We start from the raw sequence: 14,676 nt of genomic DNA, 5'->3' as shown, positions 1-14,676 counted from the left end.
CGGGCGACACGCTCGCGCAGATGGAGGGAGTCACGCGCGGCCGATCGACTTGTTGTCCAGGTCGAACCAGGTGTCGGCGTACCCGGGCTGCTCGACCAGGTCCGTGCTCGGGCTGGCGCCCGGGTCGGGGCGGCCCTCGGAGTCGACGCCGAGCAGGCCCGCCGTCAGGGGCTCACGGGGAGCCTGACCGAGGCGTCCCGGGAAGTGGCAGGCCACCTTGTGGCGCTTGCCGATCTGCAGCAGGGGCGGCTCGTGACGGGCACAGATCTCCTGAGCGATCGGGCAGCGCGTGCGGAACCGGCAGCCCGAGGGCGGCTCGATCGGGCTGGGCACGTCGCCCTGCAGCCGGATCCGCTCGATCCGGCTGCCGCTGGCGGCCTGCTTGACGTCAGGAACGGCCGACAGCAACGCCTGGGTGTAGGGGTGGTGCGCGTTGGAGTAGATGGAGTCCCGGTCGCCGATCTCGACGATCTTGCCGAGATACATGACCGCGATCTCGGGGCAGAAGTGGCGCACGATCGCGAGATCGTGGGCGATGAACAGGAACGCCACGCCGAACTCGTTCTGGATGTCCTGGAGCAGGTTGATGACCTGCGCCTGGATCGACACGTCGAGGGCCGAGACCGGCTCGTCGGCCACCAGCAGCTTGGGCTGCAGGGTCAGCGCGCGGGCGATGCCGATGCGCTGGCGCTGACCGCCGGAGAACTCGTGCGGGTAGCGGTTGTAGTGCTCGGGGTTGAGCCCGACGATCTCCAGCAGCTCCTGGACCCGCGGCAGGATCTTGTCCTTCGGCAGCACCTTGTGGATCGCGAGCGGCGCTCCGACGATCGAGCCGACCGTCTGGCGCGGGTTCAGCGAGGTGTAGGGGTCCTGGAAGATCATCTGGATCTCCCGGCGCAGCGGCTTCAGCTCGGCCGGCTTCGCGTCGGCGATGTCCTGGCCCTCGAACCGGATCGCGCCGCCGGTGGGCTTGTAGAGCCGGGTGATCAGGCGCCCCGTCGTCGACTTGCCACAGCCCGACTCCCCCACGAGGCCGAGCGAGGTCGCCTCGGCCACCTGGAAGGAGACCCCGTCGACGGCCTGGACCTGGCCGACGGTACGGCGGAACAGGCCCGGGGACTTGACCGGGAAGTACATGCGCAGCCGGTCGACCTCGAGGATCGGCTTGGCGCCGGGCATCGCGACCGCGGCACCGTGGCCCGCCGCGCGCGCCGCGAGCGCCCGGTCGTCGGCCATCTCGTGGGCCATGCCGACCATCCCGGCGTTGGCCGACTCGTCGCTCATCTCGTCCTTCATCACAGCTCCTCGGCCCGGGTCGGGGCCGCTCCGGCGGCCAGGTCGGGGGCGATCTCGGGCAACACCTCGGTCGCGTAGATCGCATCGGGGTTGGGCAGGTGGCAGCGCTTGGTGTGCGTCTCCCCGCGCTGACCGGGCACGAGGAGCGGCAGCTCGGTGCGGCACAGGTCGCCGGGCACCTTGTCCCGATGCGCGCAGCGCGGGTGGAACGGGCAGCCCGGGGGCGGGTTGAGCAGGCTCGGCGGGTTGCCGGGGATCGGGATCAACCGGGCCTCGGTGTCGCCGGTCAGGTCCGGCACGCTGGAGAGCAGACCCCACGTGTACGGCATCTCGGGGTGGGTCAGGATCTCCTTGCAGGGACCGTGCTCGACCGCGCGGCCGGCGTACATCACCAGCACGTCGTCGGCCATCTCGGCCACCACTCCCAGGTCGTGGGTGATGATGATGACCGCCGAGTTGAACTCGCGCTGCAGGTCCTGGAGCAGGTCGAGGATCTGCGCCTGCACGGTCACGTCCAGCGCCGTGGTCGGCTCGTCGGCGATCAGGAGGTTGGGGTCGTTGATCAGACCCATCGCGATCATCGCGCGCTGGCGCATGCCGCCGGAGAACTGGTGCGGATAGTCGTTGACCCGCTTGTCCGGGTTGGGGATCCCGACCCGCTCCAGCATCTCGACGGCGCGCTGCTTGGCGACCTTCTTCGACACGTCGTTGTGGACGCGGTAGGCCTCCGCGATCTGGTTGCCCACGGTGTAGTAGGGGTGCATCGCCGACAGCGGGTCCTGGAAGATCATCGAGACCTCGCGGCCCCGCTTCTTGCGCATCTCCTCGGCGCTGATGTCGAGCAGGTTGACGCCGTCGAGCACGATCTCGCCGCTGATCTTGGCGTTGGTGCCGCGGTGCAGGCCCATGATCGCCATGCTCGAGACCGACTTGCCGGACCCGGACTCGCCGACGATGCCGAGGGTCTTGCCGGCCTCGAGGTCGAAGGTCAGTCCGTTGACCGCCTTGACCAGGCCGTCGGAGGTCGGGAAGTGGACCTCGAGCTCACGCACCGACAGCAGCGGCGCGGCGGCGGAGCCCATCGGCGCAGGCGAGGACGAAGAGGTGGTGGACATAGCGGTGATTCCTCTCAGCCCAGCCGCACGCGCGGGTCGATGACGGCGTACAGCAGGTCCACGATGATGTTGGCCGCGATCACGAAGGCCGCCAGCAGGATGACCAGACCCACGGTCGTCGGGAGGTCGAAGTCCTGGCTGGCCCGGACGGCGAGCTTGCCCATGCCCGGATAGTTGAAGACCGATTCGGTGATGATCGCCCCACCCATGAGGCCGGCGAAGTCGAGGCCGGCCATGGTCACGATCGGGGTGAGCGCGGCGCGCAGTGCGTGCTTGAAGGTGACCGTGCGCTCCGGCAGGCCCTTGGACCGGGCCGTCCGGACGTAGTCCTCCTGGAACGACTCGATGACATAGGACCGCGTCATGCGGACGTAGCCGGCCATGAAGAACACGGCGAGGGTGATCGCGGGCAGGGCGAGGCTGGAGAGCCAGCCGCCGACCCCGCCGTCGGCGATCGAGGTGTAGCGGGGGATGTCGGCCAGGCCCCACTTGATCGCCACGAACTTGTAGAGGATGAGGCCGACGAAGAACGTCGGGAAGGCGTAGGCGATCAAGGACAGGCCGACGAGGCCGCGGTCGATGATCGAGCCCTTCTTCAGGGCGGCGGTGACGCCGAGCAGGACGCCACCGGCGATCCAGAGGATGAACGCGGCGACCGCGAGCGAGAAGGAGACCGGGAAGGTGTCCTTGATGAGGTTCGTGACGGTGTCGCCGCGCTCGCGGGAGTAGCCCATGCAGGGCGCCTCGCAGTGGACGATCGTCTCGGGCGCGGTCTCGCGCAGCTTCGGGTCGTCCGGGTAGTCGCGGCCCTTGACGACCCCCTCGGCGAAGTCCCACCACTGGTTGATGAACGAGTCGTCATAGCCCATTGCCGCAGCGGTCTGCTGCTTCTGCGCCGGTGAGCAGTTCTTCCCGCAGATGAAGGAGGCCTGGTCGATGGGAGAGGCGAAGAACAGGGCGAAGGTGACGATGCTCATCACGATGAGCATGATCACGCCGGCGACGGCGCGGCGGATGACGTACGCGAGCACAGGACAACCTCTGGGAGACGTTGGGCTGGGTGGGCACCGACAGTCGGGGGCCGCCGCAGGGCGGCCCCCGACCGTGTGGTGGTTAACCGATGATCACTTCTCCACGCCGATCACGGCGAGGTCGGCGTAGCCGTTCACCGACACGTTGTTCGCGTAGCCGGTGACCTTCCCTCCGTGCAGGAAGTTGAAGATCGTGATCTCCAGCGGGATGTAGGCGACGTCCTCACCCAGCTTGGCGTCGACGGCCGCCCACTTCTCGGCAGCGGCGTCGAGGTCGGGCTCGGCGTAGGCCTCGTCGATCATCTTGTTGACCTCGGGGCCACCCTTGTAGTTGCCGTAGTCGTTGCCGTTCGAGTCGCCGGTCAGGTTGATCCGGCTGTCGAACAGCGGCGGGATGACGGTGCCGATGGAGGCCCAGTCAGCGCCCCAGCCGCCCCAGGTGACGTCGAAGTCGGCGTCGGGCTTCTGGATGACCGAGTAGTAGGTGTCCTCCAGCGGGTCCAGCTCGGTCTGGAAGCCGGCCTTGTCCCAGCCCTCCTTCAGCGCGGAGGCCTGCTTGTCGCTGGTCGGCGTGCCGCCCGAGTAGGTGAACTTGATCTTCACCGGCTTCGGGGCCGCGCACTTGTCGAGCGCCGCCTTGGCAGCCTCGGGGTCACCCGACTCCGGAAGGTCGGCGAACGCCGGGTTCGGCTTGTAGCCGGGGACGCCGGGGTTGACGACGGAGTCGGCGATCTTGAAGTACTCGGGACCACCGCCGGCCTTGATCCAGGCGGCCCGGTCGGTCGCCAGCTTGAGCGCCTCGCGGCAGTTGGCGTCCTTGAAGACCGGCGAGTTGAAGTTCGGCAGCACGTAGTCGACGTACGGCGACTCGACCTGCGTGTAGCGGTCGCCGGCCTCGTCCTTGCGGCCGAACAGCGACGGCGGAAGACGACGCTCGGTCACGGTGTACTGCGCGTCACCGGAGTCGGCGAGCAGCTGCTCGTAGATCGCCTCGTCGGTGTCACCCTCGCGGAAGTCCCACGTGTCGGGGTAGGCCTTGCGGATCGGGTCGGTGCTCTCGTCCCAGTTCTCGTTGCGGACGAACTTGCCGCCGGTCCCCTCCTTCCAGGTCCCGTCCAGCTTGTAGGGACCGTTGGAGATGATCGCGAAGTTGTTGGCGTCACCCTTGTCGAGGTCCGCGCGGTAGGGGTCCATGTAGCGGAGCTGGGCGATCGAGAGCGGGAAGTCCGGCCACGGCTTCTTGAACCGGTAGGTGATCGTCTGGCCCTCACATGTGACGGCCTTGTCGAACAGCTCCTGGCCCTTCTTGGAGTACGGGCCCTTGTACGCCGGCAGCTCGTCGTCACCGGTCGGGATGTCGAGGTAGGTGAACAGGTAGTTCGCCGGACCACCGATGATCACGTCGGTCGCGAAGTTGCGGGAGGCGCCGTACTTGAAGTCCTCGCAGGTGATCGGCTGGCCGTCCTCCCACTTGACGTCGTCGCGGACGGTGAACTTCCAGGTCTTGCCGGCGTCCTCCATCGTGCCGGTGTCCGTCGCGAGGTCGGGGATCGGCGTGGTGCCCTCCTCCGGGTCGTTGGACGCCGGCAGCGCCACGAGGCTGCGGTAGAACAGGCGGCCCGAGTTGTTGAGGTCGCGGCCGATGTACATGCGCTGGGGGTCCCAGTGCTCGACGTTGCGGACGCCGACGAGGAAGATGGCGTTGCCACCCTTCTCCGCCTTGCCGCCGCTGCTCCCGCCGCCGTTGTCGTCGTCACTGCTGCCGCCGCCGCACGCGGCGAGCGTGGCCGCGAGCGCCGTGGCGGCGATCGCTGCCAATGGCTTCTTGGTGAAGGCCATTCAACTATCTCCTTTTCGGTGAGTGACGCCGGCCGGGCCGGCGCCGCAGCGCTCCGCGTCCCGAATGTCGGCGGAGTACTGGGTCTGTGGTTGTCGCGATCCGGTTATCGGTGTGACTTGGGGTCGAGCGCGTCGCGGGCGCCGTCGCCGACGAGGTTGAACACCACGACGATGAGGGCCAGCAGGATGCCCGGCAGGAAGAAGTACGTCGGGTCGGCGCTGGTGTAGCTGACCGACTCGGCCAGGATGTTGCCCAGCGTCGGCGTCGGCGGCTTGATGCCGACGCCGAGGAAGTTGAAGGCCGCCTCGGCCGAGATGTAGGCGGGCACCAGGAGGGTGACGTAGACGAGGACCGGCGCCCACACGTTGGGCAGGACCTCCTTGAAGTAGAGCCGCGAGCGCGACGCGCCGAACAGCCGGGCCGCCTCGATGAACTCACGCTCGCGGATCGACAGCACCTGCCCGCGGACGACGCGGGCGACCGGCGGCCAGCCGAAGGCGGCGAGGATCACGATGACGAACAGGCCGTTCGACAGGTCCGGGCCCGACAGGAAGCCGAGGCCCGGCACCTTCGAGACGTCGCCGCGGAGCATCTGCACGACCGGGCCGGCCAGCGCCAGCAGCATCATCGTCTGGGGGAAGGACAGGGTCAGGTCGATGATCCGGCCCACGACCGCGTCGACGAACCCGCCGGAGAAGCCGGCGACGATGCCGAGCACCGCTCCGATGATCACCGTGATGATCGTGCCGGTGAGCGCGATCGTCAGCGACGAGGTGATGGCGAGCATGAGCCGCGACAGCAGGTCGCGCCCGGCACCCGGGTCGACGCCGAACGGGTGGCTCCAGCTGACGCCGCCGAACTTGCCCGACGGGGTCACTCCGTCGTCGGAGAGGAGGTCCTGGTTGAAGTCGTTGGGGTGCAGGACCCCCACGGCCACCAGGATCGGAGCCGCGATCGCGCACACGATGATCAGCACGGTCAGCACGAACGAGATCATCGACAGCCGGTCGGCCCGGAACCGGGCGATCGCCAACTGGGTCGGAGACCGGCCGGCCACGTTGACGACCGAGTCGTCCCCGCCCGGCGCTGCGGTCTCGTGGATCTCCAGTTCGGAGGCCGGGAGCGTCATCTTCACCTCAATCGCGGTGCGTCACGGATGCGACGCGGACCACACCGGCCTCGCGCCGTCCGTGACACTAGGCGCTGCTGATGCGCCAATGCGATAGCGACGCGGTAACGGTTTGGTCTCGACTCCCGGCAAACCGTCCGGCCCGGAAGGCTCAGGCCTCGGTTTCCTCCGCCGGACGGGCATCGACACCGGCTTCCTTCCGCTGCTCCGGCGTGATCGGGGCCGGAGCGGCCGTCAAGGGGTCGTAGCCGCCGCCGGTCTTGGGGAAGGCGATCACGTCGCGGATGGAGTCCGTGCCGGCCAGCAGGGCCACCACGCGGTCCCAGCCGAACGCGATGCCGCCGTGCGGCGGGGCGCCGTACTTGAACGCCTCCAGCAGGAAGCCGAACTTCTCCTCCGCCTCGGCGGTGCCGATGCCCATCACCTCGAAGACCCGCTTCTGGACGTCCTCGCGGTGGATACGGATCGAGCCGCCGCCGATCTCGTTGCCGTTGCACACGATGTCGTAGGCCCAGGCCAGGGCGTTGCCGGGGTCGGTGTCGAACGAGTCGAGGTCCTGCGGGCTGGTGAACGCATGGTGGACGGCCGTCCAGGCTCCTGCGCCGACCGCCACGTCACCGGCTGCCGTGGCCTCGTCGGCCGGCTCGAAGAGCGGCGCGTCGACGACCCACAGGAAGCTCCAGGCGCTCTCGTCGAGGAGACCCGCACGACGGCCGATCTCGAGGCGAGCGGCTCCGAGCAGGGCGCGGCTGGACTTCACCGCACCCGCCGCGAAGAAGATGCAGTCGCCCGGCTCGGCACCGACATGGGCGGCCAGGCCGGCCTTCTCCTCGTCGGTGATGTTCTTGGCGACGGGCCCGCCGAGCTCGCCGTCCTCCTGGACCAGGACATAGGCCAGGCCCTTGGCGCCGCGCTGCTTGGCCCACTCCTGCCAGGCGTCGAGCTGCTTGCGGGGCTGGCTCGCGCCGCCGGGCATCACGACGGCGCCGACGTAGGGCGCCTGGAACACCCGGAACGGCGTGTCCTTGAAGTAGTCGGTGCACTCGACCAGCTCCAAGCCCATCCGCAGGTCGGGCTTGTCGGATCCGTAGCGGGCCATCGCCTCGGCGTACGTCATCCGCGGCAGGGGCAGCGGGACGTCGTAGCCGATCAGCTTCCACAGCGCGGCGACGATCTGCTCGCCCAGCGCGATCACGTCGTCCTGGGTCACGAAGCTCATCTCGATGTCGAGCTGGGTGAACTCGGGCTGCCGGTCGGCGCGGAAGTCCTCGTCGCGGTAGCAGCGCGCGATCTGGAAGTAGCGCTCCATCCCCGAGACCATGAGCAGCTGCTTGAAGAGCTGCGGGCTCTGCGGGAGGGCGTACCAGCTGCCCGGCTGGAGGCGGGCGGGGACCAGGAAGTCGCGGGCACCCTCGGGCGTGCTGCGGGTCAGCGTCGGCGTCTCGATCTCCACGAAGTCGTGGGCGTCGAGCACCCCGCGCGCGGCCTGGTTGACCTTGCTGCGCAGGCGGATGGCGTTGCCGGGCGCGGTACGGCGCAGGTCGAGGTAGCGGTGCTTGAGGCGCACCTCCTCCCCCACGTCCACGTGGTCGCTGATCGGGAACGGGAGCGGCGCGGCGGCGCTGAGCACCTCGACCTCGCTGGCGACGACCTCGATCGCGCCGGTCGGCAGGTTGGGGTTCTCCCGGCCCTCGCCCCGCGCGACGACCTCGCCGGTCACCTTCAGGCAGTACTCCGAGCGCAGGCTGTGGGCGACGTCCTCGTCGCGGATGACGACCTGGACGACCCCGCTGGCCTCGCGCAGGTCGATGAAGGCCACTCCGCCGTGATCGCGCCGGTTGGCGACCCATCCGGCGAGGGTGACGGTCTGGCCGACGTTCTCAGCGCGCAGGTCGCCGGCACTGTGCGTCCTCATCGGGAGGGTGCGGGTCACGAGGATTCCCCTTCGTTCTTGTCTTCGGTGGTGGTGACGACCTGCGGTCGCAGGTCCTCGTTCGGAGGCTCCCACGTCGCCGGATCGGCGGCGACCTGGTTTCCGGAGCGGATGTCCTTGACCTCGCTCGTCCCGTCGTCCTGGCCGAACCAGACGTACGGGATGCCCCGCCGCTCGGCGTGGCGGATCTGCTTGCCGAACTTCGCGGCGGAGGGCGCGACCTCGCAGGGGATCGCGCGGGCGCGCAGGGCGGTGGCGATCGCGTCGGCGTCGGCGCGGGAGTCCTCGTTGCTCACCGCGACGAGCACGACACTCGGCACGGAGCGGTCGGCGGGCAGCACGCCGCGCTGGATCAGCGTCACGAGGAGGCGGCTGAGGCCGAGGGAGATGCCGACACCGGGGTAGGTCGTGCGTCCGTCGGAGGCGAGGGCGTCGTACCGACCGCCGGAGCAGATGGAGCCGAGCGACTCGAAGCCGTCGAGGCGGGTCTCGAACACGGTGCCCGTGTAGTAGTCCAGGCCGCGCGCGATGGAGAGGTCCGCCTCGATCCGGGTGCGCTCGGTGGCGAGCGGCGTACAGGCACGCACGAGGGTGGCGAGCTCGTCGAGGCCCTCGTCGAGGAGGTCGTGGCTCACCCCGAGCTCGCGGACCCGGGCGACGAACGAGTCGTCGCTCGCGCGGATCGTGGCCAGCGCGAGCGCCTTGTCGGCCTGGTCGCCGGTGACGCCCGCCTCGGTCAGGAGCAGCTCGCGGACCTGCCCGGTCGAGAGCTTGTCGAGCTTGTCGACGAGCCTCATCACCTCGTCGATGCCGTGGGCGTCGAGACCGAGGCCGGCATAGAAGCCCTGGATCAGCTTGCGGTTGTTGACCTGGAGCCGGAAGCCGGGCAGGAAGGTGAGGCGGCTCAGCGCCTCGAGCATCACGCGGGCCACCTCGACGTCGTGGTGGAACGGCAACGTGTCGCGCCCGACGATGTCGATGTCGGCCTGGGTGAACTCGCGGAAGCGCCCCTCCTGGGGCCGCTCGCCGCGCCACACCTTCTGGATCTGGTAGCGCCGGAAGGGGAACTCGAGCCGGCCGGCGTTCTCGAGCACGTAGCGCGCGAACGGCACGGTCAGGTCGAAGTGCAGACCGATGCCCTTGTCCTTCGAGGTGTCGTCCTCCTGCAGGCGCCGCAGGACGTAGACCTCCTTGGACGTGTCGCCCTTGCGGAGCAGCTGGTCGAGCGGCTCCACGGCGCGGGTCTCGACGTTGGCGAAGCCGTGCAGCTCGAAGGTGCGCGCGAGGGTCGCGATCACCTGCTGCTCGACGTAGCGCTGGGCAGGGAGGAGCTCGGGGAACCCGCTGAGCGGGGTGGGCTTCGACATCACAGTCCTCGGGTCACTCGACCGACCCGGTCGGGGCCGGCGTCGAGAAGGTCGAGCAGGAAGGGGTTGGTCGCGCGCTCGCGGCCGATCGACGTCTGCTCCCCGTGGCCGGGCAGCACGACGATGTCGTCGGCCAGGGGCAGCACCTTGGTGGCCAGCGAGCGCAGCATCGTGGCGTGGTCGCCGCCGGGCAGGTCCGTGCGTCCGATCGAGCCCTGGAAGAGCAGGTCGCCGGAGAACATCAGCTCGGAGATGTCCGTGCCGTCGTACGGCGTGCGGAAGGTGACCGAGCCCGCGGTGTGCCCGGGCGTGTGGTCCACCACGAAGCTCAGGCCGGCCAGCTCCAGCGCGGCGCCGTCGGAGAGCTCCGCGACGTCGTCGGGCTCGGTGAACTCGTAGTCGCCGCCGAGCAGCATGCTCGCCGACTCGGGCGAGATGCCGGCCATCGGGTCGGTGAGCAGGTGGCGGTCGCCGGGGTGGATCCACGCGGTGGCGTCGTACGTCCCCGCGACGGGCGTCACCGACCACATGTGGTCGATGTGTCCGTGGGTCAACAGGACGGCCACGGGCTTGAGGCGATGCTCGCGCACCACCTCGGCGACCCCGGCCGCGGCGTCCTTGCCCGGATCGATGACGACGCACTCGGCGCCGGGTGCGGTGGCCGCGACGTAGCAGTTGGTGCCCCACGGTCCAGCGGGGAAAGCGGCGATCAGCACCGGCCCAGCCTATCGAGCGTGCCGGCTGTGATTAGCATGGGCCACTGTGACTACCTCCGACTGGGGCCGCGTCGACGACGACGGCACCGTCTACGTGAAGACGACCGATGGCGAGCGGGCGGTCGGGCAGATGCCCGACGCGACCCCGGAGGAGGCCCTGGCCTTCTACACCAAGCGGTACGAGAACCTCTCGCTCGAGGTGGACCTGCTCCACCAGCGGGTGCTGACCGGCGTGCTGTCGCCCGAGGAGGCGGCGTCGTCGGTCAAGCTCGTGCGCGAGCAGCTCGTCGACGTCCACGCCGTCGGGGACCTCGCCGCGCTGGTCCGCAAGCTCGACGAGCTGGGCCCCGTCATCGCCGCCCAGCGGGAGGCGCGCCGGGTCGCGAAGGCCCAGCGTGTGGCCGACGCCCGCGCCGAGAAGGAGCGCCTCGCCGGGGAGGCCGAGAAGATCGCCTCCGGGCGCGACTGGCGCAACGGCGCCAACCGGCTGCGCGAGCTCCTCGAGGAGTGGAAGAAGCTCCCCCGCATCGACAAGGCCGCCGACGACGAGCTGTGGCGCCGCTTCTCCTCGGCCCGCTCGGCGTACACCAAGGCGCGCAAGGCCCACTTCGCCGAGCAGGACGAGAAGCGCGAGAGCGCCCGCGTCGTCAAGGAGCGGCTGGTCAAGGAGGCCGAGGCGCTCGCGTCGTCGACCGACTGGGGCCCGACGTCGGGGCGCTACCGCGACCTGATGCGCGACTGGAAGGCCGCCGGTCCGGCACCCAAGGCCGTCGACGACGAGCTGTGGCGCCGGTTCCGGGGCGCACAGGACACCTTCTTCGGTGCGCGCGACGCCGCCAACGCGGCCCTCGACACCGAGTTCGCCGCGAACGCCGTGGTCAAGGAGGAGCTGCTGGTCGAGGCCGAGGCCATCGCTCGCGCGCTCGAGGAGTCGGGCGACCTCAACGCCGCCAAGACCGCCTTCCGCGCCGTCGCCGAGAAGTGGGACGAGGCCGGCAAGGTCCCGCGGGACCGGGTCAAGGACCTCGAGGGCCGCATGCGCGCCGTCGAGCAGGTCATCCGCAAGGCCGAGGACGAGCAATGGCGTCGCACCGACCCCGAGAAGTCCGCCCGCGCCGACGACATGGTCTCCAAGCTCGAGGCCGCCATCGCCGAGACCGAGGCCAAGCTCGACGCCGCCCGGGCTCGCGGTGACGAGAAGAAGGTCCGCGAGCTGGAGGAGAACCTCGAAGGACGCCGCTCGTTCCTCGAGATGGCGAAGAAGGCGTCGGCCGACTACCGGTGAGGGTGGCTGGGCGCTGGCTGCAGCTGGCTGCCCCAGCCGCCACCCGTCAGTGGGTGACGCGGTAGGCGTCGAACACGCCGGGGACGGAGCGGACGGCGTTGAGGACGGTGTCGAGGTGCTTGGCGTCGGCCATCTCGAAGGTGAACCGGGACTTGGCGGTCCGGTCGCGCGAGGTGGTGAGGTTCGCGGAGAGGATGTTCACGTGGGCGTCGGAGAGCACCATCGTGATGTCCGAGAGCAGGCGGGAGCGGTCGAGCGCCTCGACCTGGATGTTGACCAGGAAGGTGGACTGGCCGGTCGGGGCCCATTCGACGCCGACCAGCTTCTCGGGCTGGGCGAGGAGGCTGGAGGCGTTGGTGCAGTCCTTGCGGTGCACCGAGACTCCCCCGCCCTTGGTGACGAAGCCGAGGATCGCGTCGTTCGGGACCGGGGTGCAGCACTTGGCGAGCTTGACCCACACGTCGGGTGAGCCGGTGACGATGACGCCGGCATCGCCGCCGGTGGGGCGGCGCGGCCGACCGCGGCGGCCGGTGATGGTGACGGCCTCGGCAAGGTCCTCCTGGGCGCCCTCGTCGCCGCCGTGGAGCTCGATGACCTTGCGTACGACGGCCTGCGCACCGAGGTTGCCCTCCCCGACGGCGGCGTAGAGGGCGGTGACGTCGCCGAGCCGGAAGGCGCTCGCCACCAGGGTGAGCGAGTCGTGCGACAGCAGTCGCTTGAGGGGCAGGCCCTCCTTGCGCATCAGCTTGGCGATCTCGTCCTTGCCGCGCTCGATCGCCTCCTCGCGCCGCTCCTTGGTGAACCACTGGCGGATCTTGGAGCGAGCGCGCTGGGACTTCACGAAGTTGAGCCAGTCGCGGGAGGGCCCCGCGCCCTCGGCCTTGGAGGTGAAGACCTCGACGACGTCGCCGTTCTCGAGGGTCGACTCCAGTGGCACGAGTCGGCCGTTGACCCGCGCGCCGATGGTGCGGTTGCCGCCCTCGGTGTGGACGGCGTACGCGAAGTCGACGGGAGTCGACCCCGACGGCAGGGCGATCACGTCGCCCCGCGGGGTGAACACGTAGGTCTCGGTCTGGTTGATCTCGAAGCGCAGCGACTCGAGGAACTCACCCGGGTCCTCGACCTCGCTCTGCCAGTCGAGAAGCTGACGGACCCAGCTCATGTCGTCGAGGTCGCCACGCTTGTCGGTGTCGGTCCCGACGCGACCGTCCTCCTTGTACTTCCAGTGCGCGGCGACGCCGTACTCCGCCCGGCGGTGCTGGGCGAAGGTGCGGATCTGCATCTCCACCGGCTTGCCCTGGGGGCCGATGACCGTGGTGTGGAGCGACTGGTACATGTTGAACTTCGGCATCGCGACGTAGTCCTTGAACCGGCCCAGGACCGGGTTCCACCGCGAGTGCAGGACGCCGAGGACGCCGTAGCAGTCACGGTCCTCCTCGACGAGGATGCGGATGCCGACGAGGTCGTAGATGTCGGAGAAGTCGCGGCCGCCGACGATCATCTTCTGGTAGATCGAGTAGTAGTGCTTCGGCCGGCCGGTCACGGTGGCCTTGATCTTGGCTTCGCGCAGGTCCTTCTCGACCTGGGAGATCACCTCGGCGAGGAAGGAGTCGCGCGACGGCGCGCGCTCGGCGACCAGTCGCACGATCTCGTCGTAGATCTTCGGGTGCAGGGTCGCGAACGCGAGGTCCTCGAGCTCCCACTTGATGGTGTTCATGCCGAGCCGGTGGGCCAGCGGCGCGTAGATGTCCAGCGTCTCGCGGGCCTTGCGCTCCTGGGTCGACTGCTTGACGAAGCGCAGCGTGCGCATGTTGTGGAGCCGGTCGGCGAGCTTGATGACGAGCACCCGGATGTCGCGCGACATCGCGACGATCATCTTGCGGATCGTCTCGGCGTTGGCCGACTCGCCGTAGACGACCTTGTCGAGCTTGGTCACGCCGTCGACGAGCCGAGCGACCTCGTCACCGAAGTCGCGGCGGCACTCCTCGAGGGTGTACGGCGTGTCCTCGACCGTGTCGTGCAGCAGCGCGGCCACCAGCGTCGGCTCGGTCATGCCGATGCCGGCGAGGATCGTGGTCACCGCGAGCGGGTGGGTGATGTAGGGGTCGCCGCTCTTCCGCTTCTGGTCGGCGTGCAGCCGCTCCGCGGTGAGGTAGGCACGCTCCAGCAGCTGGAGGTCGGCCTTGGGGTGGTTGGCCCGCACCGCCCGGAACAGCGGGTCGAGGACGGGGTTCGCGACCTGCGTGCGGTTGCCCATCCGGGCCAGCCGCGCCCGGACGCCACGTCCGCCGCCGGGCTCGCTCGGGACCGGAGCGGGCACGGACGGGACCCGCGCGGATGCACGGGGTGTCGTCCGCTCCTCGGTCATTGCGCCAGTCTAGTGGCGCGCCGGCGCGGGGCGCCTCAGACGGTCAGCAGCGAGGTCACGGGTACGTCGCCCACCGCGGCGCGTCCGTCGAGGAACCCGAGCTCCATCAGCACGGCGAAGCCGACCGGCTCCGCGCCGCAGCGCCGGACCAGGTCGCAGGTGGCGCCGGCCGTGCCGCCCGTGGCCAGCACGTCGTCGACGAGCAGCACCCGGTCCCCCGCGGCCACCGCGTCCCGGTGGAGCTCGAGCACGGCCTCGCCGTACTCCAGCGCGTAGTCGACCCGGTGGGTGAGGTGCGGCAGCTTCCCTGCCTTGCGGACCGGCGCGAAGCCGACCCCGAGCGCGAGGGCGACCGGCGCCGCGAGGATGAACCCGCGGGCCTCCATGCCGACGACCTTGTCGACGACGACCTGGCCGTCCTCGTCGCGACCGGCCTCGGCCAGCGCCTCGACGACCGCGCCGAAGCCGGCCGGATCGGCCAGCAGCGGCGTGATGTCCTTGAAGACGATCCCGGGCTCCGGGAAGTCCGGGATGTCGCGCACCAGCCGGGTCAGCGCGTCGACCGCGCGGGCGCGGACGTCGCTTCCACCCACGGC

At 69.8% G+C, this 14,676-nt stretch carries 11 protein-coding genes; 1 reads left to right on the top strand and 10 read right to left on the bottom strand.

Annotated elements, in window-relative coordinates:
• Window positions 1–30: 30 nt before the first annotated feature.
• The 8 genes from FHP29_RS11475 to FHP29_RS11440 all read right to left on the bottom strand — a co-directional run bounded on the left by FHP29_RS11475 (window position 31) and on the right by FHP29_RS11440 (window position 10,427).
• On the bottom strand, window positions 31–1,179 hold the full coding sequence (locus FHP29_RS11475) for an ABC transporter ATP-binding protein (RefSeq protein WP_240044486.1): 1,149 nt from the start codon (window positions 1,177–1,179) through the stop codon (window positions 31–33).
• A gap of 116 nt (window positions 1,180–1,295) precedes the next feature.
• Complete coding sequence (locus FHP29_RS11470; protein WP_139622996.1) at window positions 1,296–2,411, bottom strand: ABC transporter ATP-binding protein; 1,116 nt, start codon at window positions 2,409–2,411, stop codon at window positions 1,296–1,298.
• A 14-nt stretch (window positions 2,412–2,425) separates the two neighbouring features.
• Window positions 2,426–3,442 (bottom strand): ABC transporter permease, encoded by a 1,017-nt coding sequence (locus tag FHP29_RS11465; protein WP_139622995.1) that lies wholly within the window; start codon window positions 3,440–3,442, stop codon window positions 2,426–2,428.
• Window positions 3,443–3,535: 93 nt separating this feature from the next.
• Window positions 3,536–5,281 (bottom strand): ABC transporter substrate-binding protein, encoded by a 1,746-nt coding sequence (locus FHP29_RS11460; RefSeq protein ID WP_139622994.1) that lies wholly within the window; start codon window positions 5,279–5,281, stop codon window positions 3,536–3,538.
• Between the two features lie 104 nt (window positions 5,282–5,385).
• Window positions 5,386–6,411, bottom strand: a complete 1,026-nt coding sequence (locus tag FHP29_RS11455; protein WP_139622993.1) for an ABC transporter permease — start codon at window positions 6,409–6,411, stop codon at window positions 5,386–5,388.
• 151 nt (window positions 6,412–6,562) lie between these two features.
• Entirely contained in the window at window positions 6,563–8,326 is a 1,764-nt protein-coding gene (aspS, locus tag FHP29_RS11450; RefSeq protein ID WP_139623317.1) for an aspartate--tRNA ligase, read from the bottom strand.
• 14 nt (window positions 8,327–8,340) lie between these two features.
• Window positions 8,341–9,711, bottom strand: a complete 1,371-nt coding sequence (gene hisS, locus FHP29_RS11445) for a histidine--tRNA ligase (protein ID WP_139622992.1) — start codon at window positions 9,709–9,711, stop codon at window positions 8,341–8,343.
• On the bottom strand, window positions 9,711–10,427 hold the full coding sequence (locus FHP29_RS11440) for an MBL fold metallo-hydrolase (RefSeq protein ID WP_139622991.1): 717 nt from the start codon (window positions 10,425–10,427) through the stop codon (window positions 9,711–9,713). The genes hisS and FHP29_RS11440 overlap by 1 nt, the downstream gene beginning before the upstream one ends.
• Before the next feature lie 46 nt (window positions 10,428–10,473).
• Here FHP29_RS11440 and FHP29_RS11435 point away from each other — a divergent pair, with 46 nt between their 5' ends.
• Window positions 10,474–11,712: a DUF349 domain-containing protein gene (locus tag FHP29_RS11435; protein WP_240044451.1), complete on the top strand. Its 1,239-nt coding sequence runs from the start codon at window positions 10,474–10,476 to the stop codon at window positions 11,710–11,712.
• Between the two features lie 46 nt (window positions 11,713–11,758).
• Here the strand turns inward: FHP29_RS11435 and FHP29_RS11430 are convergent, their stop codons facing one another.
• A complete protein-coding gene (locus tag FHP29_RS11430; protein ID WP_139622990.1) occupies window positions 11,759–14,080 on the bottom strand; it encodes a RelA/SpoT family protein in 2,322 nt (773 codons plus the stop codon).
• A 35-nt stretch (window positions 14,081–14,115) separates the two neighbouring features.
• On the bottom strand, window positions 14,116–14,673 hold the full coding sequence (locus tag FHP29_RS11425; protein WP_139622989.1) for an adenine phosphoribosyltransferase: 558 nt from the start codon (window positions 14,671–14,673) through the stop codon (window positions 14,116–14,118).
• Window positions 14,674–14,676 lie beyond the last annotated feature (3 nt).

Origin of the sequence: Nocardioides albidus (assembly GCF_006335005.1) — a bacterium.
GTDB classification, from domain to species: Bacteria; Actinomycetota; Actinomycetes; order Propionibacteriales; family Nocardioidaceae; genus Nocardioides; species Nocardioides albidus.
The sequence above is the reverse complement of the archived record's forward strand: the minus strand, read 5'-3'. Positions and strand labels throughout refer to the sequence as shown.